At 75.2% G+C, this 25,798-nt stretch carries 22 protein-coding genes and 1 riboswitch; of the genes, 9 read left to right on the forward strand and 13 right to left on the reverse strand.

Annotated elements, in window-relative coordinates:
* Window positions 1-2: 2 nt before the first annotated feature.
* Window positions 3-1,400 carry a UTP--glucose-1-phosphate uridylyltransferase gene (locus tag AAHH18_RS04510; protein WP_343300733.1) on the reverse strand — a complete coding sequence of 466 codons (1,398 nt, stop codon included), beginning with the start codon at window positions 1,398-1,400 and terminating at the stop codon, window positions 3-5.
* Between the two features lie 270 nt (window positions 1,401-1,670).
* Entirely contained in the window at window positions 1,671-2,297 is a 627-nt protein-coding gene (locus AAHH18_RS04515; RefSeq protein WP_283318821.1) for a TetR family transcriptional regulator, read from the reverse strand.
* 106 nt (window positions 2,298-2,403) lie between these two features.
* On the opposite strand from AAHH18_RS04515, the gene AAHH18_RS04520 reads away from it, so the two are divergent.
* The 4 genes from AAHH18_RS04520 to nikE are packed head-to-tail and all read left to right on the forward strand — an operon-like array spanning window position 2,404 to window position 7,581.
* Entirely contained in the window at window positions 2,404-4,068 is a 1,665-nt protein-coding gene (locus AAHH18_RS04520) for an ABC transporter substrate-binding protein (protein ID WP_459349081.1), read from the forward strand.
* Between the two features lie 5 nt (window positions 4,069-4,073).
* Window positions 4,074-5,117, forward strand: coding sequence for an ABC transporter permease (locus AAHH18_RS04525; protein WP_343300734.1), 1,044 nt, complete (start codon window positions 4,074-4,076; stop codon window positions 5,115-5,117).
* Window positions 5,114-5,989, forward strand: coding sequence for an ABC transporter permease (locus AAHH18_RS04530; protein WP_459349082.1), 876 nt, complete (start codon window positions 5,114-5,116; stop codon window positions 5,987-5,989). Before AAHH18_RS04525 ends, AAHH18_RS04530 begins: the two co-directional genes overlap by 4 nt.
* Entirely contained in the window at window positions 5,986-7,581 is a 1,596-nt protein-coding gene (gene nikE / locus AAHH18_RS04535) for an ABC transporter ATP-binding protein (protein ID WP_343300735.1), read from the forward strand. Before AAHH18_RS04530 ends, nikE begins: the two co-directional genes overlap by 4 nt.
* Window positions 7,582-7,602: 21 nt before the next feature.
* Here the strand turns inward: nikE and AAHH18_RS04540 are convergent, their stop codons facing one another.
* The 3 genes from AAHH18_RS04540 to AAHH18_RS04550 all read right to left on the reverse strand — a co-directional run bounded on the left by AAHH18_RS04540 (window position 7,603) and on the right by AAHH18_RS04550 (window position 10,498).
* Window positions 7,603-8,526: an NADP-dependent oxidoreductase gene (locus AAHH18_RS04540; protein ID WP_283318824.1), complete on the reverse strand. Its 924-nt coding sequence runs from the start codon at window positions 8,524-8,526 to the stop codon at window positions 7,603-7,605.
* A 70-nt stretch (window positions 8,527-8,596) separates the two neighbouring features.
* A complete protein-coding gene (locus tag AAHH18_RS04545) occupies window positions 8,597-9,001 on the reverse strand; it encodes an ATP-binding protein (RefSeq protein ID WP_343300736.1) in 405 nt (134 codons plus the stop codon).
* Between the two features lie 108 nt (window positions 9,002-9,109).
* Window positions 9,110-10,498, reverse strand: a complete 1,389-nt coding sequence (locus AAHH18_RS04550) for a hemolysin family protein (RefSeq protein ID WP_283318826.1) — start codon at window positions 10,496-10,498, stop codon at window positions 9,110-9,112.
* Between the two features lie 399 nt (window positions 10,499-10,897).
* Here AAHH18_RS04550 and AAHH18_RS04555 point away from each other — a divergent pair, with 399 nt between their 5' ends.
* Both AAHH18_RS04555 and AAHH18_RS04560 read left to right on the forward strand, forming a co-directional pair.
* Window positions 10,898-12,775, forward strand: coding sequence for a penicillin-binding transpeptidase domain-containing protein (locus AAHH18_RS04555; protein WP_343300737.1), 1,878 nt, complete (start codon window positions 10,898-10,900; stop codon window positions 12,773-12,775).
* A gap of 168 nt (window positions 12,776-12,943) precedes the next feature.
* A riboswitch (cyclic di-GMP riboswitch) is annotated at window positions 12,944-13,019 on the forward strand.
* A 14-nt stretch (window positions 13,020-13,033) separates the two neighbouring features.
* Complete coding sequence (locus AAHH18_RS04560) at window positions 13,034-13,207, forward strand: hypothetical protein (protein WP_343300738.1); 174 nt, start codon at window positions 13,034-13,036, stop codon at window positions 13,205-13,207.
* A 6-nt stretch (window positions 13,208-13,213) separates the two neighbouring features.
* On the opposite strand, the gene AAHH18_RS04565 is transcribed toward AAHH18_RS04560, so the two are convergent.
* Window positions 13,214-15,751 (reverse strand): flippase-like domain-containing protein, encoded by a 2,538-nt coding sequence (locus tag AAHH18_RS04565; RefSeq protein WP_343300739.1) that lies wholly within the window; start codon window positions 15,749-15,751, stop codon window positions 13,214-13,216.
* A gap of 188 nt (window positions 15,752-15,939) precedes the next feature.
* Here AAHH18_RS04565 and AAHH18_RS04570 point away from each other — a divergent pair, with 188 nt between their 5' ends.
* On the forward strand, window positions 15,940-16,557 hold the full coding sequence (locus AAHH18_RS04570) for an HdeD family acid-resistance protein (RefSeq protein WP_343300740.1): 618 nt from the start codon (window positions 15,940-15,942) through the stop codon (window positions 16,555-16,557).
* Window positions 16,558-16,576: 19 nt separating this feature from the next.
* Here the strand turns inward: AAHH18_RS04570 and AAHH18_RS04575 are convergent, their stop codons facing one another.
* On the reverse strand, window positions 16,577-17,401 hold the full coding sequence (locus AAHH18_RS04575; protein WP_459349085.1) for a CPBP family intramembrane glutamic endopeptidase: 825 nt from the start codon (window positions 17,399-17,401) through the stop codon (window positions 16,577-16,579).
* 354 nt (window positions 17,402-17,755) lie between these two features.
* On the opposite strand from AAHH18_RS04575, the gene AAHH18_RS04580 reads away from it, so the two are divergent.
* Entirely contained in the window at window positions 17,756-18,676 is a 921-nt protein-coding gene (locus AAHH18_RS04580; protein ID WP_343300741.1) for an ABC transporter ATP-binding protein, read from the forward strand.
* Entirely contained in the window at window positions 18,673-19,449 is a 777-nt protein-coding gene (locus tag AAHH18_RS04585; protein WP_343300742.1) for an ABC transporter permease, read from the forward strand. Before AAHH18_RS04580 ends, AAHH18_RS04585 begins: the two co-directional genes overlap by 4 nt.
* A gap of 192 nt (window positions 19,450-19,641) precedes the next feature.
* Here AAHH18_RS04585 and lepB read toward each other — a convergent pair whose 3' ends face one another.
* The 6 genes from lepB to AAHH18_RS04615 all read right to left on the reverse strand — a co-directional run bounded on the left by lepB (window position 19,642) and on the right by AAHH18_RS04615 (window position 25,717).
* Window positions 19,642-20,361, reverse strand: coding sequence for a signal peptidase I (gene lepB / locus AAHH18_RS04590; protein ID WP_343300743.1), 720 nt, complete (start codon window positions 20,359-20,361; stop codon window positions 19,642-19,644).
* 172 nt (window positions 20,362-20,533) lie between these two features.
* Window positions 20,534-21,898: an ABC transporter substrate-binding protein gene (locus AAHH18_RS04595; RefSeq protein WP_343300744.1), complete on the reverse strand. Its 1,365-nt coding sequence runs from the start codon at window positions 21,896-21,898 to the stop codon at window positions 20,534-20,536.
* 70 nt (window positions 21,899-21,968) lie between these two features.
* Window positions 21,969-22,862 (reverse strand): carbohydrate ABC transporter permease, encoded by an 894-nt coding sequence (locus AAHH18_RS04600; protein WP_343300745.1) that lies wholly within the window; start codon window positions 22,860-22,862, stop codon window positions 21,969-21,971.
* Window positions 22,859-23,758, reverse strand: coding sequence for a carbohydrate ABC transporter permease (locus AAHH18_RS04605; RefSeq protein WP_283318836.1), 900 nt, complete (start codon window positions 23,756-23,758; stop codon window positions 22,859-22,861). The genes AAHH18_RS04600 and AAHH18_RS04605 overlap by 4 nt, the downstream gene beginning before the upstream one ends.
* Window positions 23,759-23,892: 134 nt before the next feature.
* Entirely contained in the window at window positions 23,893-24,885 is a 993-nt protein-coding gene (locus AAHH18_RS04610; protein ID WP_343300752.1) for a LacI family DNA-binding transcriptional regulator, read from the reverse strand.
* A 70-nt stretch (window positions 24,886-24,955) separates the two neighbouring features.
* Window positions 24,956-25,717 carry a copper homeostasis protein CutC gene (locus AAHH18_RS04615; protein ID WP_343300746.1) on the reverse strand — a complete coding sequence of 254 codons (762 nt, stop codon included), beginning with the start codon at window positions 25,715-25,717 and terminating at the stop codon, window positions 24,956-24,958.
* Window positions 25,718-25,798 lie beyond the last annotated feature (81 nt).

Genomic DNA, 25,798 nt, shown 5'->3' on the forward strand with positions numbered 1-25,798 from the left:
CCTCAGCGCTCCGCGGCAGGCGACCCGAGGACGGTGCCGTCCGGGATCTCGCCGGGCGCGCCGTCCGGCGCGACCTCCGCCTCGCCGGTCGCGACGACGTCCGCGCCGAACGTCCAGTCGCCGCGCACGGTGAGCGAGCGTGCGCCGCGCAGGGACGGCGCGCCGTGGGCGAACCGCTCCTCGAACCGGCCGACCGTCTTGTAGACGCCCGGGTCGAGGTCGACGAGCGGCGCCCGGTCCACGGCGAGCCGCAGCGTGGCGTCGTCGGCCAGCTCGTAGGCGTCCGACCGGAGCAGCAGCAGGTCGTTCGTGGTCTTCACCGGCAGGAACCGCTCGCGGCCGACCGCGATCGCGGTCGCGCCCTCGAACACCTCGATCGCGGCGCCCATGGCGGTCTCGATCTGGAACACCTCGGGGGAGTCCGGGTCGGTCGGGTCGACCGTCTTGACGTTGCGGATCAGTGGCAGGCCCAGCACCGGGCCGCGGGACTCCAGCGCCGCTGCGAGCTGCTCCAGGTCGAACCACAGGTTGTTCGTGTGGAAGTACGGGTGGCGGTGCTCGTCGGTGAAGTAGTCCATCTCGTCGGGCGGCGTCTGCGCGGTGTCGCGCAGGATCAGCCGGCCGTCGGACTTCCGGACCGCCAGGTGGCCGCCCTTGCGGTCCGCGGCGGTGCGCCGGCAGACCTCGGCGGCGTAGGGGGCGCCGGACGCCGCGAACCAGCCGGCGATCACCGGGTCGGGGGCGGCGCCGAGGTTGTCGGAGTTGGAGACGGACGCGTACCGGAACCCGGCGTCGAGCAGCGTCCGCAGCACGCCGGACGCGAGCAGCGCCGTGTACAGGTCGCCGTGGCCGGGCGGGCACCACTCGAGCGTCGGGTCGGCCGGCCAGCGCACGGGCGTCAGGTCGTCCGTGCGGAGCTTCGGCTCCTGGTTCTGGAGGAAGTCCAGCGGCAGCCCGTCCACGGCGACGTCGTCGTGCCGGGCCAGGGCGGCCAGCGAGTCGTCGCGGGTGCGGAACGAGTTCATGAGGACCAGCGGCAGCCGGACGTCGTGGGCGGCCCGGGCGCGGCGCACCTGCTCGACGATGAGGTCGAGGAACGACTTCCCGTCGCGCACCGGCAGCAGCGACTTGGCCTTGTCCATGCCCATCGAGGTGCCGAGGCCGCCGTTGAGCTTGATGACCGCGGTGCGGGCGAGCGCCTCCCGCGCGGCCTCCGGGTCGACCATGACGTCGGCGAGCGCCGGCGGGTCCAGCAGCGGCTCGATGGTGTCCTCGGGGATGAGGCCCGTGGCCCCCGCCTCGAGCTCGCGGTAGTAGTGGGTGAACACCTCGATGGCGGTGGGGTCGACGCCCGCCGCGGTCATCGTGTCCTGGGCCTGCCGGAGTCCGGAGTCGCTCATGTCCCGATCCTAGGAAGGTCGGCGGCGGGGGCGCAGGGCGAGCGCTCCGGGTGGCGTCGTCAGCGGGCCGCGTGCCGGCCGTACCGCTGCCGCGCGGCCTCGCCGGACGTGCCGACCAGCGCGCCGATCCGGGCCCACGACGTCCCCTCGTCGCGGCGGGCCGCGGCGAGGGCGTCGGCGAGCTCGCGCTCGGGGTCCGGTGCGCACGGACGGCACCGTAGGCGGCGATCCGGGGTCGTCGACCGTGGTCCCCAGGGCGGGTTCCGCGGGTCAGGGCAGGGCCGTGCGCACCGGCGCCAGCGCCCGGTCCAGCAGGTCCGGCAGGCGCGTGCGGTCGGCCCCCGCGTGCGCCCACGCCTCGACCGCCGCGGCCAGGGCCCCCGCCCACGCGGTGCCCGCCACCCGGGCGCGCAGCGGGTCGACGCCGCGCGCGGCGGCGTAGGCGGCGAGCGTCGCCCCCAGGTCGGCGGTCCGCCGGGCGGCGGCCAGTCGGAGGTCCTCACCGAGGCCCATGGCGTCCGCCTGCGTGAAGGCGAGGGCCACGTGCTCGGCCGGCAGGTCCGCCGCCAGCTCGTGCAGGGCGGCCGCGAGCACCGTGCCGGGCGGCGCGGCGGGGTCGGCGCCCGCCAGGGTGGTGCGGAGCCGGTCGGCCCGCTCGTCGAACGCGGCCCACAGCAGGTCGGCCTTGCCGGGGAAGTAGTTGAAGAACGTGCTCCGCGAGACGCCGGCGCGGCGGGTGATGTCGGCGACGGAGGTGGCGGCGTACCCGCGCTCGAGGAACAGCTCGCCGGCGGCCTCCTCGAGCATCGCCCGCGACGCGGCGGGCGGGCGGCCCGAGCGCCGCGGCGGCGACGGCTCGGGCGGGGCCGGGCTGCCGGGCGGCGGGGACGGGGGCACGGCCGCCATCGTAGGACGAGCGTCACGCCGGCCGGGGGGCGCCGCACCCGTCGCCGCGACCTATTGTTGGACTCCGTTCAACAACCTGCCGAGCGAAGGTGGACCCGTGCCCGACGCCGCTTCCCGACCCCGTCGCCTGCGCCGCACCGCGCGCGCCGCCGCGCCCGCGGTGGTGCTCGCCCTCGCGCTGGCCGCCTGCTCGGGCGGCGGCGGGGACGCGCAGGACGACGCCACCCCGCGCACGGGCGGCACGCTGGTCTACGCGACGGGCGACGCCGAGCCGACCTGCCTCGACCCCCACGTCGGCGGCAACTACCCGCAGGCGCTGATCAGCACGCAGTACCTCGAGCCGCTCGTCGGCCGGGACGCGGACGGCACGATCCTGCCGTGGCTCGCCACGCAGTGGACGACGTCCGACGACGGCCTGACCTGGGACTTCACCCTCGCGGACGACGTCACCTTCACCGACGGAACCCCGTTCGACGCCGAGGCGGTCAAGGCGAACATCGAGCACCTGCAGGACCCCGACACGGGGTCCTCCACCGGGTACCTCGCCGTGCAGAAGGTCGAGTCCGTCGAGGTCGTCGACGCCACCCACGCCCGGTTCCACCTGTCCGCCCCGGACTCGGCGCTGCTCGAGTCGCTCAGCCAGCAGTGGACCGCGATGCAGTCGCCCGCCGGGATCGCCCGCGGGACCGACGCCAACTGCGCCGCGCCGGTCGGCACCGGCCCGTTCGTCGTCGAGTCGTGGACGCCGCAGCAGCAGGTCGAGCTCGTCCGCAACGAGGACTACGTGCCGCACGACCCGCAGGCCGAGCACGAGGGCGCCGCGTACCTGGAGCGCATCGTCTGGCGGTTCATCCCCGACGCCGCCACCCGCTACGCCGCGCTGCGCTCCGGCGAGGTCCAGGTGATCGACAACCCGCAGCCCGACACCATCGCGCAGGCCGACGCCGGCGGCGACGTCGCGCACCTCGACGCCCCCCGGCCCGGCTCGGTGAACCGCATCGAGCTGAACAGCGCCCAGCCGCCGTTCGACGACGTCCGGGTGCGCGAGGCGTTCGTCCGGGCGGCCGACGTCGACCCGGGCATCGAGACGCTGTTCGCCGGCACCGCCACCCGCTCGTACTCCCCGCTGTCGAGCGTGGAGCCGGTCGCGTACTCCGACCCGGACCTGTTCGGCACCGACACCGACCGCGCCGCCGAGCTGCTGGACGAGGCCGGCTGGACGGAGCGGGACGCCGACGGGTACCGCACCCGGGACGGGGAGCGCCTGACCGTGCGGTTCCCGGTGAGCACCAACCAGTCGGTGGCCGCCGAGCAGTCGCTGTTCGAGCAGATCCAGGCCAACGCCAAGACGGTCGGGTTCGACGTGGTGCTCACGCCGCTCGACCTGTCCGCCTGGTACGGCGCGCTGGGCGCCCACGAGTACGAGGCCGTGTCCGCGCCGTACACGAAGGTCGGGCCGGACGTGCTGCGGATCCTCTACCACTCCGACGGCACCGTCCCCGCGCCCAGCGGCTACTTCGCCAACCACGCGGGCGTCACCGACCCGGAGCTCGACGCGCTGCTCGACGAGGCGTCCGCGACGGCCGACGCGGACCAGCGCGCCGACCTCTACCAGCAGGCGCAGCAGCGCGTGCTCGAGGGGTACTACATCCTGCCGCTGTACGACCAGCAGAACCACTTCCTCACCCGCGGCGTCACGGGGGTGCGGACGCTCGACACCGTGGCGACGCCGACGTTCCTCGACGCGCGCCTGGCGTCCTGACGGCCGTGGCCCCGGAGCGGGCGGCGCGGCCGCCGGCGCGGGCGCGGCGGGTGCTGCTCTGGCTGCTCCGCCGCGCCGGGTCCGTCGTGCTCGTCGCCTGGGTGGTGGCGACCGTGGTGTTCTTCGCGCTGCGCGCCGCCGGCGGCGACCCCACGGAGGCGATCCTCGGCGGTCCCGGGTCGCAGGCCGGCCCCGAGGCGGTCGCCGCGGCGCGCGCCCGGTACGGGCTCGACCAGCCGCTGCTCGTGCAGTACGCGGTGCAGGTGTGGCGGGTGCTGACCCTCGACCTCGGGGAGTCGTACGCCCGGACCGTGCCCGTCGCCGACCTGCTGGCGCAGCAGCTGCCCGGCACGCTGCTGCTCGCGGTCGCGTCGCTCGCGCTGGCGTGGGTGCTCGCGCTCGCGGTGGCGACGGCGGCCGCCCGGGCCTCCGGGCCGGTCGGGCGCGCGTGCGCTGCGGCGCTGCGCGGCGCCGAGGTGGTCGCCGCCGTGCTGCCGCACTTCTGGCTCGGCGCGGTGCTCATCGTGGTGTTCTCCTCGACGCTCGGGTGGCTCCCGGCGACCAGCTCCGGCACCGACCCCGCCGGTCTCGTGCTGCCGACCGTGACGCTCGCCGTGCCGGTGGCCGGGTTCCTCGGGCAGGTCATGCGCGACTCGCTGGACGAGGCCGCCGCGGCGCCGTTCGCGACCTCGGCCCGCGCCCGCGGCGCCTCGCCCGGGCGGGTGCTGTGGCGCCACACGCTGCGCCACGGCGTGCTGCCCGCGGTCGCGCTGTCCGGCTGGGCGTTCGGGTCGCTGCTCAGCGGCGCGGTGGTGGTGGAGACCCTGTTCGGCCGGCCCGGTCTCGGGCGCCTGCTGCTCGACGCGACGATGCAGCGGGACGTCCCCGTGGTGATCGGCGCGGTGGTCGTCGTCGCGGTCGCGTACGTCGTGGTCATGCTGCTGGTGGACGTCGTGGAGCGGCTGCTCGACCCGCGGCTGCGCCCGGCCGCGGAGGTCGCGGGGGCCGGGGCGCCCGCGACCTCCCGGGAGCCGGCGGTGCTCGGGTGAGCGCCGCAGCCCCCGGCCGTCCCCGCGCCGCGCGCCCGACCCGGGGTCCCGCCGGCCGCGGCGTGCGCGCGGCGGTGCGCACGCTGGGCGCCCCCGGCGTCCTCGCGGCGGTCGCCGTGCTGGTCATGGCGGTCGCCGTCGTCCGCCCGGGCCTGCTCGCCCCCGGCGACCCGACCGCCATCGACGCCCGCGCCGCGTTCACGCCCCCCGGCCCGGGGCACTGGCTCGGCACGGACGAGTCCGGGCGCGACGTCTGGACCCGCGTCGTGCACGGCGCCGGCGCCTCGCTCGGCATCGGCGCCGCGGCCACCGCCATCGGCGTGGGTGCCGGGCTCGTGCTCGGCTTCGCCGCCGGTCTGGGCCCGCGGTGGCTCGACGCCGCGATCGGCCGGGTGCTCGAGGTGCTGTTCGCGCTGCCGACGCTGGTGCTCGCGCTGCTGCTCGTCGCGGTGCTGGGCGCCGGCGTCGAGGCGTCGGTGCTCGCGGTCGGCGCCGCGACCGCCCCCGGGTACGCCCGCATGCTCCGGGGCCGCGTGCGCGCCGTGACGGCGAGCGGCTACGTCGAGGCGGCCCGGCTCGAGGGGCACGGGCCGCTGCGGGTGCTGACGCGCCACGTGCTGCCCAACACGCTCTGGCCGCTGGTGTCGGTGGCCACGCTCGGGATCGGGCAGGCCGTGGTGTGGGTGTGCGCGCTGAGCTTCCTGGGTCTCGGCACGCTGCCGCCGTCGCCGGAGTGGGGGGCGATGCTCAACGCCGGGCGGGTCTACATCGGCACGGCGTGGTGGCTGACGGTGTTCCCGGGCCTCGCGATCACGGTGACGGCGGCGGCGCTGACGGTGCTGGGCCGGCGCCTCGGGACGGTGGGGGCGTGAGCGCGCCGGAGGTCCCGCGGGGCGCGGGCGCCGTGGTGCTCGACGTCGCCGGGCTGCGGGTGGGCTTCGGCGCGACCGACGTGCTGCACGGCGTCGACCTGCGGGTGGCGGCCGGCGAGTGCGTCGCGGTGGTCGGCGGGTCCGGCGCGGGCAAGTCCGTGCTGGCGCGCACCCTCGTCGGGCTGGCGGGGGAGGGCGGCCCGGCGCGTGTGCGGTCCGACCGCTTCACGCTGCTCGGCCGGGACGCCCCCGCGCCCGGGTCCCGTGCCTGGCGGGCCGTCCGGGGGCGGGACGTGGGCCTGGTGCTCCAGGACGCGCTGGGCTCGCTCGACCCGCTGCGGACGGTCGGGGCCGAGGTCGGGGAGGCCCTCGCGGTGCGCCGCCCCCGTGCCCCGCGGCCGGAGCGGACCCGGCGCGTGCTGGCGGCGCTGGCGGAGGTCGGCCTGCCGCGGCCGGAGGTGCGCGTCCGCCAGCGCCCGCCGGAGCTCTCGGGCGGCATGCGCCAGCGCGCGCTGATCGCGTCCGCCCTGGTCGCCCGGCCGCCGCTGCTGGTCGCGGACGAGCCCACCACCGCCCTCGACGCGACGGTCGCGGCGCGGGTGCTCGACCTCCTGGGGGAGCTGCGGGACCGCGGCACGGCGGTCGTCCTCGTCACGCACGACCTCGGGGCGGTCGCGCGGGTCGCCGACCGCGTCGTCGTGCTGCACGAGGGTCGCGTCGTCGAGTCCGGGCCCGTCGCGCGCGTGCTGGCGGAGCCGCGCGAGCCGTACACCCGGGAGCTGCTCGCCGCGGCGCGGCTGGGCGACGGGCCGGGGCCGGTGCCGCCGCCCGGGCCGGTGCTGCTCAGCGGCCGGTCGCTGCGCCGGTCCTTCCCGCTGCCGGGCGGCGGGCGCGTGGACGCGGTGGCGGACGTCGACGTCGAGGTGCGGGCCGGGGAGGCCGTCGGGCTGGTCGGCGAGTCGGGCTCGGGCAAGACGACGCTCGCCCGGCTGCTGCTCGCGGCCGACCGCCCCGACGCCGGGGAGGTCCTGCTCGACGGGCGGCCGTGGTCGGCGCTGCCCGAGCGGGAGCGCCGGCCCCTGCGCCCCGGCGTCCGGCTGGTGCCGCAGGACCCGCTGGGGGCGGTCGACCCGCGGCTCACGGTCCGGGCGGTGCTGCGGGACGCGCTCGCGACGGCCCCGGGCCCGCGCGACGACGACGACGCCGGGTGCGCGCGGCTGCTCGACGCCGTGCGGCTGCCGGGGGACGTGCTCGACCGGCGGCCCCGGACGCTGTCGGGGGGCCAGCGGCAGCGCGTCGCGATCGCCCGTGCGCTGGCCTCGCGCCCGCGGGTGCTGCTGCTGGACGAGCCGGTGTCGGCGCTCGACGTCCAGGTGCAGGCGGCGGTGCTCGACCTGCTCGTCGACCTGCGCCGCGCGTCCGGCGTCGCGATGGTGCTGGTCTCCCACGACCTCGCCGTGGTGCGCCGCGTGTGCGACCGGGTGCTCGTGATGAGCGGGGGCCGGGTCGTCGAGGAGGGCGCCGTCGCGGACGTCTTCGACGCCCCGCGGCACCCGGTGACCCGGGACCTGCTGGCGGCCCGGGCGGTGTGACGCCGCCCGGGCCGGCGCGGGTCAGACCGTGACGACGATCTTCCCGCGGGTGTGCCCGGTCTCCAGCGCGCGGTACGCGTCGGCCGCGTGCTCCAGGTCGAACGTCTCCGCGATCTCGACCGTCACCACGCCGCGGGCCGCCAGGTCCGCGAGGTCGGCGAGGTCGGTCGTGTCCGGCCGCACCCACACGTACTGGCCGCCGAGCTCGTCGCGGGCGCGGGCGTCGGTGATCGACACGACCGTGCCGCCCGGGGCGAGCAGGTCGGGTGCCGTGTCGATCGCCGCGCCGCCGACGTAGTCGAGGATCACGTCGAAGCCCCCGGGCGCGAGCTCGCGGGCGGCGGCGACCAGGCCGTCGCCGTACGCGACCGGCTCCGCGCCGAGTCCGCGCAGGTAGTCGTGGTTGCCGGGCGACGCGGTGCCGACCACGCGGGCGCCGGCGTGCACCGCGAGCTGCACCGCGATCGACCCGACACCGCCGGCGGCGGCGTGCACCAGCACCGTGGACCCGGCGCCGAGCCCGGAGCGCCGGACGGTCTGCAGCGCGGTCAGGCCCGCGAGCGGCAGCGCCGCGGCCTGCTCGAACGACAGGCCGGCGGGCTTCTTCGCCGCCGTGCGCACCGGGACGGAGACGTACTCGGCGAGCGTGCCGTCGGACACGACGTCCTTGCGCGCGTAGGCCAGCACCTCGTCGCCCGCGACCAGCTCCGGGGTGTCCAGCCCGGGCTTCACGACCACGCCGGCCACGTCCCACGCGGGGACGGCGGGCAGGTACGTGTCGATCAGCCCCTGCAGGTACCCCTCGCGGATCTTGTAGTCGACGGGGTTCAGCCCCACGGCGACGACCTTGACCAGGACCGAGTCGGGGCCGACGTGCGGCTCCGGGCGGTCCACCACCCGCAGCACCTCGGCACCACCGAACGTCTCGTACGCGACAGCCTTCATACCCGGTCCGAACGACGGACCCCCGGCGGGCATTCCGCCCCCGGGCGGACCGGGGCCGGGGTCGCGCGGCTCAGGCCGGCCGGAGCCCGCGCCCGACGGGCGTCTCGAACCACACGGTCTTGCCCCCGCCGGGGTGCAGGTCGATGCCCCACCGGCTCGCGAGCTGCGCGACGATCCGCATGCCGTTCCCCCCGGAGCGGTCCGCCCGGCGCGGCCGCACCAGCGGCAGCGTCGGGTCGGGGTCGGTCACCGCGACGCGGACGCAGCCGTCCCGGCACTCGGCGGTCACGGCGATCCGGCGACGCGGGCGGGCGTGCACCACCGCGTTGGTGAGGACCTCGCTGGTCAGCAGCTCGACGGTGCGGGCGGCCTCCGGGGTCGCGTGGGCGAGGGCCGCCTCGCGCACCGCCCAGTGCCGGCCGGTCGCGACCGAGCGGGGGGCGGGATCCAGCAGCAGGTGGTGGACGTCGGTCACCGTGCCCCTCCTCCCGCTGCCGTCCCGGTCCGCCCGGTCGTGCGGGCGGCGTGGGCTCCAGCGTGCGCCACGGTGCCCGGCCGCGCATCCGGGCCGGGCACCGTCGCGTCAGCCCGCCGTGCCGTCCGGGTCCGCCCGGCGGGTGGCGTCGGGCGCCTCGCCGTCGCGCTCCCCGCCGGACCCGGTCCCGCCGGAGGCCGCGACGACGGCCTCGTCCGGGGGCGGCACCACGCGGACCCGGGCGATGCGCCGGCCGTCGACGGCCGTGACCTCGATGCGGTGGCCGTCCACCTCCACGGCGTCGCCCACCACGCCGAGCCGGCCGAGCCGCGCGACGACGAAGCCGGCGACCGTCTCGTAGGGGCCGTCGGCCAGCAGCACGCCGGTCAGCTCGGTGAACTCCTCGATGGTGATGCCGGCGTCGTACGAGCCGGGGGAGCCGCCCTCGCGGGCCTCGGGGCCGGACGACCCGGGCATGTCGTACTCGTCGCGGATGTCCCCCACGAGCTCCTCGACCAGGTCCTCCAGCGTGACGATGCCGTCGGTGCCGCCGTACTCGTCGACCACCACCGCGATGTGCACGCCCTCGCGGCGCATCCGGGACAGCGACGGCAGCAGCTTGTTGGTCCCCGGCAGCACGACGATCTCCCGCATCACGTCGCGCACCCGCACGTCCGGGCGGGCCGGGGTGTCGAGCAGCTCGCGGATGTGCAGGAACCCGAGCACGTCGTCGAAGTCCTCGCCCGTCACCGGGTACCGGGACCACGGCTGGTCGCGCACCCGGTCCAGGGCGTCCGTCAGCAGCAGGTCGGCCTCGAGGAACCGCACCTCGCCGCGCGGGCGCATGACCTCGGCCACGGACCGGTCGGTCGCCTCGAACACGTCGCCGAGGATGCGGCGCTCGTCCTCGGGCAGCCCCTGGTGCGCGATGACGAGGTCCCGCAGCTCGGCCTCGGACATCTCCTCGCTGGTGGCGTGCGGGTCGCCGCCGAACAGCCGCACGAGCAGGTTCGTCGACGCCGACAGCAGCCAGATCACGGGCCGCATGAGCGTGGCGAACCGGTCGAGCGGCGGGGCGACGGCCAGGGCGACCTTCGCGGAGCGCTGCAGGGCGATGCGCTTGGGCACCAGCTCCCCGAGCACGAGGGACAGGTACGCGATGACGAGCGTCAGCACGACCAGGGCGACCGACCCCGCGAGCGCCTCGGACAGCCCGAGCGCCTCCAGCGCGGGGGCGAAGGACGGGGCGATGGTCGAGGCCCCGTACGCGGCCGAGAAGAACCCGGCGACGGTGACGCCGATCTGCACGGCGGCGAGGAACCGGTTCGGGTCACGGGCCACGGAGGCCACGCGCGCGCCCCGCGCGCTCTGGCGTTCGAGGCGGTTGATCTGGCTCTCGCGCAGGGAGACCAGGGCGATCTCCGTGCCGGCGAAGACGCCGCCGATCAGGATGAAGAGCAGGACGAGGCCGATGCTGCCCCAGGTCGCGGAGTCCATCAGCGGCGAGCCCCCTCACCGGTCGTGCGCGGGCCGGTGGTGCGCGGGGTGCGGGCTCGCCGCACGGGACTGCAGGGCTGGTCGGGAGGTGACATGCACCCATTCCAGACAGCGCGGGTCCCGCCGTCAACCGGGGACGGCGGTTCGCGGCGTCGTGCACAGGATCGGCACAGCACCCCCGCGAACGCGGGTCCGGAACCGCCTGTCGGCGCTGGTCAGGCTGCCTAGGCTGGCGGTGCCCCACGGCGGGGCGGCGACGGAGGGACGAGCGTGGGACCGGTGCGGCGCAGGGGAGCGGTGGCAGGGGCGACGGGACGGGCGGACGTCCGGACGGGGCGCGGCGAGGTTCCGGGGCGGCGCACGTCCGGCGCGCGCCGCCGGTCGCGCACCGGCGCCGTCGTGGCCGTGGCGGGCCTGGTGGTGACGCTCGGGGCGTGCTCCGGCGGGTCGGACGACGGCCAGGACACCGCCGACGCCCTCGCCGCCGCGATCGCCTCCGGTGACTTCGCGGACGTGCCGCTGGACGGCGCGACCGCCGCGGAGGCCGGCGAGCAGCGCGCGAGCGCGTACGAGGGGCTCGACCCGTGGGTGCCGGCCGTCACCGCGGGCGACGTCCAGCCGGCGGCCGACGACGAGGACGCGGCGACGGTCGAGCTCGCGTTCACCTGGGACGTCGACAGCAGCGACGACGACTGGACGTACTCGACGCACGCGTCCCTGGTCCGCGTCGACGACGAGTGGCGCGCCCGGTGGAGCACGATGACGCTCGCGCCGGACCTCACCACGGCCGAGGTGCTGGCGGTGCACCGGGAGCAGGCGGAGCGGGCCGACGTGCTGGGTGCCGGCGACGCGGTGCTCGTGGAGGCCCGCCCGGTGTACCGGATCGGCATCGACAAGACGCGGGTGACCGCGCAGGAGTCCGACGGCGCGGCGCGCGGGCTGGCGGCGGCCCTGGGCATGGACGCGGAGGCGTACGCCGCGCAGGTGGCCGCCGCCGGGGAGAAGGCCTACGTCGAGGCCATCGTGGTCCGGGCGGACGACCCGGCGTACGACGTCGCGGCGCTCTCCGGGCTGCCCGGCGTCAACGCGATCAGCACGACCCTGCCGCTCGCCCCGACCCGCGCGTTCGCCCGGCCGGTGCTCGGCACCGTCGGCGACGCGACCGCCGAGGTCGTCGAGGAGTCCGACGGCGCGGTGCGGCCCGGCGACCTCGCCGGGCTGAGCGGGCTGCAGAAGCAGTTCGACGCGCAGCTGCGGGGCCTGCCCGGTCTCACCGTCGTCGCGACGTCGGGCGGCGCGCAGGAGCGGCAGCTGTTCCACGTGGAACCGCAGCCGGGGGAGCCCCTGCGCCTGACGCTGGACCCGGCCGTGCAGCAGGCGGCGGAGGACGTGGTCGCCCGCGTCACCGACAGCGCGGCCGCGGTGGTCGCGATCCGGCCCTCGACCGGCGAGCTGCTCGCGGCCGCGAGCGGGCCGGGCGGCGACGGGACCTCGACCGCGACGCTCGGCCTCTACGCGCCGGGGTCCACGTTCAAGGTGGTGAGCTCGCTGGCGCTGCTCCGGGCGGGGCTCACGCCCGACAGCACGGTGACGTGCCCGCCGACGGCGTCCGTGGACGGCCGCGAGTTCCAGAACTACCCGGGCTACCCGGCGGACGCCCTGGGGGACATCCCGCTGCGCACCGCCGTCGCCGAGTCCTGCAACACCGCGTTCCTGACCGCCGCCGACCAGGCCCCCCAGCAGGCGCTCGCGGACGCGGCGTCCTCCCTCGGGCTGGTCGACGACGCCGACCTGGGGTTCGCGGCGGCGCTCGGCTCCGTCCCCGCGGACGACACCGGCGGCACCGACCACGCGGCGTCGATGATCGGGCAGGCCCGGGTGCAGGCGACCCCGCTGGGCATGGCGACGGTGGCCGCGTCGGTGGTGGCCGGGCACCGCGTGACGCCCTGGCTGGTGCGCGAGGACGGCACGCCGGCGCCGGCCGCGGAGCCCGACCAGCCGCTGACCTCCGGCGAGGCGGACGCGCTGCGCGCCATGATGCGCGCGGTCGTCACGGAGGGCGGCGGCGACTTCCTCCAGGACGTCCCGGGTGCCGAGGTGATCGCGAAGTCGGGCACCGCGCAGTACGGCGCCGCCGACGCGCTGCAGAACCACGCCTGGATGATCGCCGGGTACGGCGACCTGGCCGTGGCGGTGTTCGTGGAGACGGGCGACTTCGGGTCCACCACCTCCGGTCCGCTGCTGGAGGACTTCCTGCGCGCGGTGCCGCAGGGCTGAGGGCGTCCTGCGACGCGTCCGGGCCGGCGGGGCGGCGCTCCCGGGATCCCCCGTCCGGCCCGGGTGGAATGCCCGTTTTGAATCCCGGGGTGAAATGTGAGACTTCACCCCGGGATTCACCCGCGGGGCCTTCCCCCGTGCGGGCGGGCGTCCTACAGTCGATGACGTCAGCGACAAGGGCAAACCCTCCGCGAGGAGGGGACGCAAAGCCACGGGACCCCCGCAGGTCAGCCGGGCTGCCGAACGAAGGACTTCGCCATGGACCAGCGCGGCTTCTACGAGCCGGCCGAGCGCGACCGCAGCGGTGCCGACCTCCTCGCGGACGGGGCGCGCACCGCGTCCCGCCTCTCCGCCTGGACCCGTCTCGCCGCGACGCTCGCCGCCACCGGGGACCGGGTCCCCGCCCAGCGGGAGTGCACCTCCGCCTCCTGAGCGGGGCTACAGCTCGCCGACCCGCTGCAGGTAGCGCATCGACGCCCAGCCGACGGGGATGCGCAGCCAGTAGGTCAGCACCCGGAACAGCACGGCCACGGACGTCGCCACACCGGGGTTGACCCCGACGACCGTCAGCGAGGCGGCCAGCGCGATCTCGGTGGTGCCGATACCGCCCGGCGTGGGCGCGACCGACCCGGCCGTGTTGCCGGCGAGGAACACGATGGCGGCCTGCACCAGCGAGAGCTCCTGGCCGAACGCGCGCAGGCAGACCTCGAACGCCAGGACGTAGCCGAACGTCGTCAGCACGTTGCCGGCCAGCCCGAGCGCGAGCCGGGACGGCTGCCCGACCACCTCGATGAGCCGGGGCCACGTCTGCTGGAGCGTCGGCAGCGTCTTGGCGGCGACCCACTGCCGGACCCGGGGCACCAGCAGCGCGCTCGCCACGAGGGCCGCGAGCACGCCGATCGCGATGATGACCGTCGGCGACACGGTGAACCGCTCGAGCTGGTTCGTGCCCGACGCGACCGACAGGCCGAGCAGCAGCAGCATCGTCACGAGGAACTGCGCGACCTGCACCAGCGCGACCGTCGCGGTCGCGAGCGACGCCGACGTGCCCCGCCGGGTCAGCAGCCGCAGGTTCAGCGCGGCGGGACCGATGCCCGCCGGCGCCGCCAGCGCGACGAACGTGGCCGCCGACTGCGCCACCGACGCGCGCCACAGCGACAGCTTGACGGGGGAGAACGCCACGAGGCTCAGCGCCGCCCCGAACAGCGTCGTCATGCCGAGCGCGAACGCCAGCACGCTGAGCCGCCAGTCGGTGGTGCGCAGCGCGTCGAGGATCGTCTGCAGGTTGATCGACGTCAGGACGATGATGACGGCGGCCGTGGTCAGCAGGATGGTCAGCACGGTGCGCGCGCCGAACCGGATGAGCTGGACGGGCTCGACGTCGGCCTCGGGCAGGCGCGCCACCAGCGCCGACCGCAGCTCGGCCAGCACCTCCTTGTGGGCCCGCAGCTCCTCGCGCGTGCGGCGGGGGAGCGTGACGGTCTGCAGCAGCGGGCCGATCACGGCGATGTCGGCCTCGGGCAGCACCGCCACCGCCGACTCCAGCGCGCGAGCCGGGCCCACGCGCAGCGCCAGGAGCGCGACCATCTGCGTGCGGTCGAGGCGCTGCGCGAGCTCGGACGACGCGACGTCGCCCAGCTCCCAGCCCACCAGCCACACCCGGGGCTCCTCGCCGCGGTCGTCGACGAGCACCACGTCGCTGGTCAGGGCGCGGTGCGCGAGACCGGCCTCGTGGGCCGTGCCGAGCTGCGCCCAGATCTCCTCCAGCACGTCGTCCGTGATGCGCTCGGGGTCGAGGTCCGCGAGCGGCGTCGCCGCGGCCACCCGGTCCTGCACCAGGATCATCGACGACTCGGCCTCGGCGACCCCCCGGAGCCGGGGCGTCCGCACGCCGGCCGCGGTCGCGCTGTAGGACAGCAGCGCCGCGCGCTCCGCCGCCTGCCGCAGCGAGACCACGGAGCGCCCGTCGATGCCGCGCAGCCGCAGCGAGCGCCACAGCCGGCTGAGGAAGCCCACGACCTGCCGGTCGCCGTCCAGCACCACGACGTCGAGCAGGCGCCCGTCCGTGGTCGTCATCTCGTACACCCGGTGGTCGGCGTTCCGCACCAGCGCGCGCGCCGCCGGCGTCCCGGGCAGCGGCCCGTCGCCCGCGGGCGCACCGTCCTCGGCCGGGACCCGGACGAGCTGCCGCGGCTGCCAGCCCGCGCGGCGGACGCCCGCCACCAGGCTCGCGCCGTACGCGCGCTCGGACCGGGCGCCGGACACGTACCGCACCGCAAGGCCGCTCGCCCGGCCGATGAGCAGGGCCACCGCGACGCCCGGCAGCGACACCCCCGCCGTGATCACCATGATCCCGACGGCGACCCACACGAGGTTCCACGACCACGCGACCGTGCGGCGCCGGGTCCGGGGGCCGGTCGCCGTCAGCAGCCCCGCGATCAGCGCGATGTAGCCGGGCACGGTGAGCGTCAGCTCGCCCCGCAGCCGGACCGACAGCCCGTTGACCAGCTGGTCGGAGCCGAGGTTCTCGATCAGCCAGGCGCTCGCCGAGGTCACCAGCACGGCGAGGATCGCCGCGACGGACGCCTCGATCATCTGCCGGCCCAGCCGGCGCAGCGCGAGCTCCGCCAGCACCGCGACCGGGACGACGAACGTCACGACGGTCTCCAGCAGCGCGACCGGGACGATGAGGATCTGCCGCAGCAGGGCGGAGAACCCCTGCACGTCCTCGGCGACGCCGGAGGTCGTGTTGTGCGCGTACGTCGCGAGCACCATGACCGCGACCGCGCCGAGCACGCTGGCGACGACGCCCAGCAGGTCGCCGGGGTGGTGGACGCGCACCTCGGGGCTGTCGACGACGAGGGGCCGCTCGAGCCCCCGGCCCGGGGTCGCCGGCCCGGCTGCGGGCGCGGGCCCGCCGGCGGGTCCGTCGGGTCGACCGGGCGCCGCCGGCGCGCTGGTCGAGGCGTCGGACATGCTCTGGAGTGTAGGCAGCGGCCACCCGCCGCACCGGCCTGTCCGGGCCCCTGGGGTGCGATTCCGTCCTCGAGGATGAGTGCCGCGACCCCGTGTCTCCGTCGCGGGGATGACCCCCGGGGGCTAGCGTGACCGGCAGGCGCCCGACGACGGCCGGCGCGCCGGGGACGCGAGCTCGGGAGGCGCACGTGGCGGACGACGTGGAGGGCCGGCTCGCGGCGGTGCTGCGGTCCGTGTGGTGGCTGCCCGTGCTGCGCGGCGTGCTGCTGGTGGTGCTCGGCCTGCTGCTGCTGGTCGAGCCGCTCGGCACGCTCGTCGCGCTGATCTGGGTGTTCGGCGTGTTCGCCGTCGTGGACGGCGCGGTGGTCCTGCTCCAGGCCCTGCTCGCGCGCGGGCGGCCCGGGTTCGGGTGGCTCGTCGCCGAGGGGCTCGTCGGCATCGGGTTCGGCGCGCTCATCATGCTGTGGCCCGGTGCGACGGCGCTCGTGCTGTTCTACCTGCTGGCGCTCTGGCTGATCGTGCTCGGCGTCACCGCCGTCGTCGTCGCGGTCACGCAGTTCCGGGCGCGGGACCTGGCGTGGGCCGGGACGCTGGTGTTCGGGCTCATCGCGTTCCTGTTCGGGCTGCTGCTCGCGATCCGCCCGCAGGGCACCGTCGACGTGATCGTCACCGCGTACGGGCTGTTCGCGTTCGTCGCCGGCGTGGTGATGGTCGTCGCCGGCCTGGCCACCCGGTCGTTCGGGCGGCAGCTCGCCGCCGCGGGGCGGAGCGGTCCGGGCGCCGCAGGGCCCACGACGCCCGCCTGAGGGCGGCGAGAGCGGCGCGTCAGCGGATCCCGAGCGCCTCGCGCCACTCCGCGGGCACCAGCGCGTACCCGACGAACGCCACCACGTCGAGCACCGTGTGCGCGACCACCAGCGGGAACGTCCGCCGTCGCCGCCGGTAGTACTCCGCGAACACCAGGCCCATCACGACGTTGCCGATGAACGGCCCGATGCCCTGGTACAGGTGGTACGAGCCCCGCAGCAGGGCGCTCGCGACGAGGATCGCCGGCGTGCGCCAGCGCAGCTCCCGCAGCCGCTCCATGAGGTAGCCGACCACGACGACCTCCTCCAGCAGCGCGTTCTGCAGCGCCGCCAGGACCAGCACCGGGACCGTCCACCACGCCGCGTTCAGCGCCTCGGCCTGCACCTCGACGGTGATCCCCAGCGCCCGCCCCGCCACGTACAGCCCCAGGCCGGGCAGCCCGATCAGCGCCGCGAGGCCGACCCCGACGGCGACGTCCCGCCCCGGTCGCGCCCGGTCGAGCCCGATCCGCCGCACCGCGCTGCGACCGTTCGCCGACAGCAGGTACAGCGCCAGCGCGACGGGGACCAGCGCGAACCCGATCGACAGCAGCTGGTAGACGAGGTCGAGGTACGGCCGCTCCGAGCGGCTCGCGTTGAGCGTCGCCTGCTGCTGCGCCAGCGGCGTGTCGGCCGTCAGCCGCGCCACGATGTTCACGAGCGCGTACACGCCCGACTTGCCGAGCGACAGGCCCAGGACGATCCACACCTCCGCCGTGAGCCGGCGTCGCCACGCGCGGTCGGACAGCGGCGGGGTGCCGGGTACGGCGACGGCGGGCTCGGCGGGCTCGGCCGGTGCGGGCAGCCGGGGCGACGGGTCGGAGGTCACCCGGGCAGGGTAGGGGGCGCGGCTGGACGTCCGCTGGGGGGACGCTGGGGGCGTGGCTGCCAGGGGCGTCAACCGCCCTGCCGGCTCCCGACCGCCTCCGGGTGGGGCGAGCACGCTGAGTGCGGTCGCACGGGGAGCTGACGTCGCCGGCTACGCGTCCTGCGCCTCCAGCGCGGCGTCGCACTCGTCTCCGGGCGGGATCTGGATCAGGTGCCCGTCGGAGGTGCTGACGACACCGCGACCTTCGCTCCCGGTTCGTGGTCGCGGCGGGACCCCGTCGTGGTGGTGCCGGTTGTGCCGGCGCCTCCGACGTCCGTAGGTTCGTCCCCCGTGACACCCGTGATCGAGGTCGACCACGTCACGCGCCGCTACGGCCCCGTGACCGCGCTGGACGACGTGTCCCTGACGGTCGGCGAGGGGGAGCTCGTCGGGCTGCTCGGCCCGAACGGCGCGGGCAAGTCGACGCTGCTGTCGCTGCTGGGCGGGCTGCGCCGGCCGGACTCCGGCACGGTGCGGCTGCTCGGCGGCGACCCGCGGGACCCCGCGTCGCGCACCGGCCTGGGGACCACGCCGCAGGAGACGGGCCTGCCGTCGACGCTGCGTGTGGGTGAGGTCGTGGACCTGGTGGCCGGGCACTACCCGGACCCGATGCCGCGCGACGAGGTGCTGGAGCGGTTCGATCTGACGGGCCTCGCCCGACGGCAGACCGGCGGCCTCTCGGGCGGGCAGCGGCGGAGGCTCGCGGTCGCGCTCTCGCTCGTGGGGCGGCCGCGCGTGGTGCTGCTGGACGAGCCGACGACCGGCCTGGACGTCGAGGCGCGGCACGTGCTGTGGCAGGCGCTGCGCGACTACCAGGCGGGCGGCGCCACGGTGGTCGTGACCAGCCACTACCTCGAGGAGATCGAGGCCCTCGCGCGCCGGGTGGTCGTCATCGGGTCCGGGCGGGTGCTGGTGGACGACACGCTGCCGGCGGTGCTGGCGATGGCGGCGGCGCGCCGGGTGCTCATCGAGCTGCCGCCCGCCGACGAGGCGCGGGTCGCCGCGCTGCCGGGGGTGCTGGACGTCCGGCGCGAGGGCCGGCGGACCGTGCTGCTCGCGTCCGACGCGGACGCCGTCGTGCGGGACCTCGTGCGCGCCGAGGTGGCGTTCCGCGACCTCGAGGTGCGCGGCGCGTCCCTGGAGGAGGCGTTCCTCGCGCTCACCGCCGACGGGCCGGACGGCGCTCGGACGACCCCGGAGGAGGCGCGATGACCCCGCCCGTCGCCGCGACCCGCCCGTGGCTCCGGCTCGCCTGGCTGCACACTCGGTTCCAGGTGCTGGAGACCGTGCGCGTCCCGATCGCCCTGATCGGCAACATGCTGTTCCCGGGGCTGGCGCTGCTGTTCTTCGTGGTGCCGCAGCGGGCGGTCGCGGACGACCCGCTCGCGTCGGTCGGCGCGGTGGCCCAGCTCGGGACGTTCGCGGTGATGTCCGCGTGCCTGTTCACGCTCGGGGCAGGCGTGGCCGAGGACCGGCAGCTCGCGTTCGACCCGTACGTGCGGACCCTGCCGGCCGGCGCCGGACCGCGGCTCGCGGGCCGGATCGCGAACGCCGTCCTGTTCTGCCTGCTGGCGCAGGTGCCGGTGGTGCTCATCGCGGTGCTGCTGACGTCGGCGTCGACCTCGCCCGGCCGCGCGCTCGGCGGGCTCGCCATGGTGCCGGTCGTCGCGGTGCCGTTCACGCTGCTCGGGCTGGCGATCGGGTACGCGCTGTCGTCGAAGGCGGCGATCGCCGTGGTGCAGGCGGTGCTGTTCCCGCTCGCGTTCGCGGGCGGACTCTTCATGCCGCCGGAGATCTTCCCGCGGTGGCTCGACCTGATCTCGCAGGGCCTGCCCTCGAGGGCCGCGCGCGACCTGGTGGTGCAGGTGACCACCGGCGCGGAGGGCTCGCCGGCGGCACTGCCGGTGCTCCTGTCGTGGACCGTGGTGTTCGCCGTGCTCGCGGTGGGCGCCTACCGCCGCGACGAGGGTCGCCGGTTCCGCTGACCGACGCCGCGACCCCCTCCGGATCGACTCGAGGCGACGGCGTCGCCCGCGCAGCCCGGCGTCACGAGCACGGACGGCGAGCAGATCCCCACCGGACTCTCCGACCGTGGGCTCAGGTCCGGGGGTCGAGCGAGGTCCGCGCGGTCATGACAGGTGAGCACGTGGCGGCTCGCCCCCCGGGGTCGCTCGGGCTCAGCGGAGCCGGGCTGGTACCGGCACGTCCGCGAACGCGTGACCGGGGTTGCGCAGCAGGCCGACCCGGTCGGCCGGCCACAGCCGCACGAACGCGGAGCCGACCACGCGATCGACGGGAACGAAGCCGCTGCCGTCGCGATCGAGGTCGAGCGACCGCGAGTCGTGCGAGTGCTGGCGGTTGTCGCCCATCACCCACAGCGAGCCTTCGGGGACGGTCACGTCGAAGGCGATCTCGCTGGGGCTCGCGCCGGGGGCGAGGTAGGCGGACTCGTCGACCGCGACGCCGTTGACGGTGACGGGCGAGCCGTCGCCCGCGGAGGCCACGCGGTCGCCGGGCAGGCCGATGACGCGCTTGATGAGGTGGTCCTCGGACTGCTGCGGCATGAGGCCGATGACGATGAGCACGTCCTGCAGGGCGTTGGTCTCCGGGATGTCCTGGTCGGTCAGCCAGCCGCCGGGGTCGGCGAACACCACGATGTCGCCGCGGTGCAGGTCGAACGGGCCGGGCGCGAGCTTGTTCACCAGCACGCGGTCGCCCTCGAGCAGCGTGTCGTGCATGGACGCGCTGGGGATGAAGAACGCCTGCACCAGGAACGTCTTGACCACCCAGGACAGCACCACCGCGCTGACCAGGACGATCGCGATCTCACGGAGGAACGGCCCGACGGGCCCTCGTGGCCGAGGCCGCGCCGGCGCAGTCGCCTCGGACGTGGGCACGGTGCCTCCTCGCTCGGGCCCGGGACGGAGTGCCGACGCTAGCGGGTGCTCGGCGCAGGGCGGCCGGATCTGCGCACGGCCCGGCGCACGTCGACGGGGCGGCCCGGCCGGTGGTGCCGGCCGGACCGCCCCGTGCGAGGGTCCTGCGTGCGGGCGGGAGCCCGCGGGGGTGCTACTGGCCGAGCTCGTTCTGCAGGTCGGCCTGCGCCTGCTGGAGCGCGTCGGGAACGGGCGTGCCGTTCTCGTAGATCTCGTTCAGCGTGACGGTGCGGAACCAGTTGTCCACGGCCGGCAGGTCCGGGTTGGAGAACGACTGGAAGTGGCCGATGCCGTCCTTGACCGAGTTGAGGACGTCGAACAGGTTCGTCTCGAAGTACTCGTTGAACTTGTTCTCGGGGTCGTGCGTGACGGCCTCGTCCTCCCACACGGACATGTTGACCGGGTCGAAGCCGAGCACCTGCCAGACGGCGACGTTGGCCTCGGGCGAGAGCTTGGCGTAGGCGACGAACTCGGACGCGAGGTCCTTGTTCTCGGAGGCCGCGGGGACCGCGGTGCCGGTGCCGCCGCCGCCGATCGTCAGCGTGTCGGAGCCCTCGACCTGCGGCGCGGGCGCGATGGCGACCTTGCCGGCCAGGTCGGGCATGTAGTCGACGAACCGCGAGGTGTACCAGGCGGGGTAGACGATCGCCGCGTAGTCGCCGTTGTTGATGGCGCCGTACGCCTCCTCGGAGTCCGGGCTGCCGCCGGGGATCGTGGAGATCGCCCCGGACTCCTGCATGGCACGGAAGTTCTCGAGGGCCTCGACGACCTCGGGGCTGTCGACGGCCACGGCGCCGGCGCCGTCGTCCTCGAAGAGCTGCCCGCCGAGCTGGGCGATCATGAGCGGCTCGGTGAACATCACGCCGGTGTTCGCCGTGCCGAACGCCTTGCCGGTGGCGGCGTTGTACGTCGCGCCGGCCTCGGCGAAGTCGTCCCAGGTCTTGATGGTCGTGTAGTCGATGCCGGCGCCCTCGAGCAGCTCGGTGTTGTAGAACGCGACGAACGCGCCGACGTGGGTCGGGAAGCCGTAGATCTTCCCGTCACGGCTGTAGAGGTCGAGCCGCGCCTGGACGATGTCGTCGACGTACGGCTGCGCCGCGTCGGTGAGGTCCACCAGCGGCGGGTTGTCGCCCTTGACGAAGTTCGAGAACTTGTTGACCTCGATGTCCACCAGGTCCGGGAGCCCCTGGCCGGAGTTCACCGCGAGGGACAGCTTGTCGTGCATGTCCTGGTACGGGTAGACGGTCACGTCGAGGTCGATGGTCTTGTCGGGGTTCTCCTCGTTCCACGAGGCCGCCATCTGGTCGTAGAACGCCGCGTGGAGCTCGGCGAACACCCACATGTTGAGCTTCGTGGCGCCCTCGGGCGCCTCCTGGCCGGCGAGGACCTCGCCGCCCTCGGCGTCACCGCCGCCTCCACCACCGCCGCCGCTGCAGGCAGCGAGCGCGGCGACGGCGAGGCCCGCCACGCCGAAGGCCAGACTCCGTCGGAAGTGCATCGTTGTACTCCTCTGTGTCGGGAACTGCAGGGCCGACCGGTCACCGGTCGGTGGGGTGGGGACGGGAGGCTCAGCCCTTGACCGCGCCGGCGGTCATGCCCTCGATGAAGAACCGCTGGAACGCGAGGAACAGGATCAGCAGCGGGATGAGCGAGAAGAACGCGCCGATGATCAGCAGCTCGTAGTTGTTGCCGTAGGGCGTCAGCAGCGTGTTGAGGCCGATGGGGAGCGTGAACTTCTCGGCCGAGCGCAGCACCAGCAGCGGCCACAGGAAGTTGTTCCACGTCATCATGCCGTTGAGGATCGCCATGGCCGCGAACGCCGGCTTCGCGATCGGCACCACGAGCTTGAAGAAGATGCCGAACTCCGTGACGCCGTCCATGCGGCCGGCCTCGAGGATCTCCTTGGGCACGCCCAGGAAGTACTGCCGGAAGAAGAAGATCGTCACGGCCTGCGCGAGGAACGGCAGGACGACGATCCAGTACTGGTCGGCCGCGCCGATGTTGTTGACCTGGATGTACAGCGGCAGCATCAGCATCTCGAACGGCACCGTCATGATGATGAGCACCATCACGAAGCCGATGCTCTTGCCCTTGAAGTCGTACATGGCGAACCCGTAGGCCACGAACGAGCTGATGAGCAGGGTGCCGGCGACCTGCACGACCGTCAGCACGAGGCTGTTCCAGAACCACTGGAAGTACAGCCCGGAGTCGGTGAAGAGCATGACGTAGTTGTCGAGGCTCAGCGACGACAGGTCGGGCGTCAGCGAGATGCCGTTGCGCATGATCTCGTTGCCGTCCTGGAACGTCCCGATGGTGATGGCCGCGAGCGGCACCAGCGAGACGAGGGCGATGGCGAGGAGGATCGCGCCCTGGATGATCCCCGCCGTGCGGCGGGACATGCGGGGCGCGGCCCCGGGCTGCTCGACCGGCCGCTGGGCGGTCCGTTCCTGCTGGAGCGTCATCGCACCGACTCCCTCTTGAGCGTGCCCGTCGCTATGAGCTGGGTGAGGTTGATGGTCAGGACCAGCACGAGGAGCACGACGCCGACGGCGGACGCGAACCCGAGGTCGTTCTCCTGGATGCCCTTGCGGTACAGGTAGCCGACGATCGTGAGCCCCTGGTTGTTGGGGGAGGCGTTGCCGGCGTAGAGCATGAAGCTCTCGAGGAACATCGCCAGGCCGCCGTACACGCTGATGGTGGTGACGTAGACGATGGTCGGCTTGAGCCCCGGCACCGTGACGTGCCGGAAGCGCTGCACCTTGTTCGCGCCGTCCAGCGCCGCGGCCTCGTAGTAGTCGGAGGGGATGGCCTGGATGCCGGCGAGGAAGTACATCGTGTTGACGCCGGTCCACCGCCACAGGGCGAGCAGCAGCAGCGCCGCGAGGCCGGTGAGGTCCTCACGCAGCCAGCGCACGGGGCCGAAGCCGAAGAACCCGACGACCTGGTTCATGAGCCCGGACTCGGTCTCCGAGAACATCAGCCGGAACACGATGCCGGCGACGACGACGGACGTCAGCGCGGGCACGAACAGCGACGCCTTGAAGAACCCCTTGACCCGGGAGCTGCCGACCTTCGCGTTGACGATGGACGCCAGGATCATCGGGATCGGGATGAGCAGGACGAGGGTCAGGACCATGTAGCGGACCGAGTTGAAGACCGCCTGCCAGAACACGCGGTCGCGCCACAGCCGCTCGTAGTTGTCGGTCCCGATGAACGTCGCCTGCCCGTACAGGACCTCCTGGAAGCTCATGAGCACGGAGCGGCCGACGGGCACGAGCCAGAAGGCGAGCAGCGTGAGCAGGAACGGCAGGATGAAGAAGTAGGGCGCCAGGCGCTGCGAGTACAACAGCCGCTTCATGTGACGGTGATCCTCCTCGACCACGACCCCCGCCAGGGCGTCGTCGCCAGGGCGGTACCCGGAACGTACATCGATGTACTAGCGCCGTCCAGGAGCACGGGCCCGCTGTGAGCGGATCGTGACCGGGCTGTGACCTAGCGCCGCACGCTCGAGCGGCGCGCCTGCAGGGAGAAGTCCGCCACCACCAGGCGGGGCGGGGCGTCGTCGCCGGCGATCCGGCCGGCCAGGAGCCGCACCGCCTCCCGGGCGATCTGCTCCTGCCCCGGCGCGATCGACGACAGCGGCGGCTCGTAGTAGGCGTCGTCCGCGACGTCGTCGAACCCGATGACCGCGACGTCCCGCGGCACGGACAGGCCCCGTTCGTGCAGCAGGTGGACCGCGCCGAACGCCAGGGCGTCGTTCATGGCGAACACCCCGTCCACCGGTCCCGCGTCGAGCGCCTGCGCCATCGCCTCGGCGCCGCCCGAGCGGGTCCACGGGCTGGCGCGCACGACCAGCCGCAGGTCGGGCTCGATGCCCGCCTCCTCCAGCGCCTCGAGGTACCCCCGGTACCGCAGCGTGGCGGAGCCCATCGTCTCCTCGAGGCGGGCCCCGAGCGCGACGATCCGGGTGCAGCCCTGCTCCACGAGGTGCAGGGTCGCCGCCTTGGCGGCCTCGACGTTCGCCATGGTCACGTGGTCCACCGGTGCACCGAAGATGCGCTCGCCGAGCAGGACGAGCGGGAAGTCGACGTCGAGCAGGTCGACGTCCTCCGGGTCGAGGCCGAGCGGGGAGAACAGCAGGCCGTCCGTGATGCGGCGCTGGGACCCGTCCAGCACCGCCAGCGCCCCCGCGCGCGTCGCACCCGTCGGCTGGATGAGCACCCGCAGCCCGTGGTCCTCCGCGGCGGCGATCACCATGTCGGCGAACTCGCCCCAGTACGCCAGCGACAGCTCCGGCAGCGCCAGGCCGATCATGCCGGTGCGCCCCTTGCGGAGCTGCCGGGCCGACATGTTCATGCGGTACCCGAGCTCGGCGATCGCCGCCTCGACGCGGGCCTGGGTCTCCGGCCGCAGGTACTTGTAGCCGTTGAGCACGTTGGAGACGGTCTTCACCGAGACCCCGGCGCGGGCAGCGACGTCACGCATCGTCACGGGCACCGGACCATGATCGCGTACGCGGGGCCCGGTTGCGGCCGGAGCGGCCGCGCCGGGCCGGTCAGGCGCGCGCGAGCGCCGCGACGGCCTCCGCGACGACGTCCGGGTCGGTGACCGTGTGGCCCGCCGCGCCGCCGCCGCCCGGGCCGCCGTCCCCCGCGACGGGGCGGCTGGCGGACAGGTGCACGGCGTCGACCCCGGCGGCGACGAGCGCCCCGATGTCGACCGGGCGCACCCCGCCGCCGGCCATCACCTGCACCGCCCCGCGCGCGTGCTCGACCATCGCGGCCAGCCGGCGCACGCCGTCGATGCTGCGGGCCGCGCCGCCCGAGGACAGCACGCGCGTGACGCCCGCCGCGGCCAGGGCGTCGAGCACCGGCAACGGGTCGTCCACGGCGTCGACCGCGCGGTGGAACGTGACCTCGCGGCCGGCCGCCGCCTCGACGAGCGCGGACAGCGCCCCGGTGTCGACCCGGCCGTCGCGCGTCAGCACCCCGACGACGACGCCGTCCGCCCCGGCGGCCACCGCCGCCCGGACGTCCCGCACCTGCACGTCCACCTCGGCGGTGTCGTACACGAACGAGCCGGGCCGCGGGCGGACCAGCACGTGGATCCCGGTGGCGTGCGCGCCGCGCGCGGAGCGGGCGTCCCGCTCGGCGACCAGCGCGGCGAGCAGGCCGGCGCTGGGGGTCAGCCCGCCGGTCGCGGCGAGCGCGACGCACAGCTCGGTCCGTGCGGCACCGGCGCCGGCGGCGACGCGGTAGCCCGCGAGGTCCTGCACGGCGATCTCGAGCGCGGTGCGACGGGCGGTCTCCGGTGCCATGACGGGAACGCTAGCGCCCCCGCCGTCGAGATTGCGGTGGATGCTGCCCTCGCGGGCTTGGAGTCAGGTGGTTGTTGCAAC

Source organism: Cellulomonas olei (assembly GCF_039548315.1).
GTDB lineage: Bacteria > Actinomycetota > Actinomycetes > Actinomycetales > Cellulomonadaceae > Cellulomonas.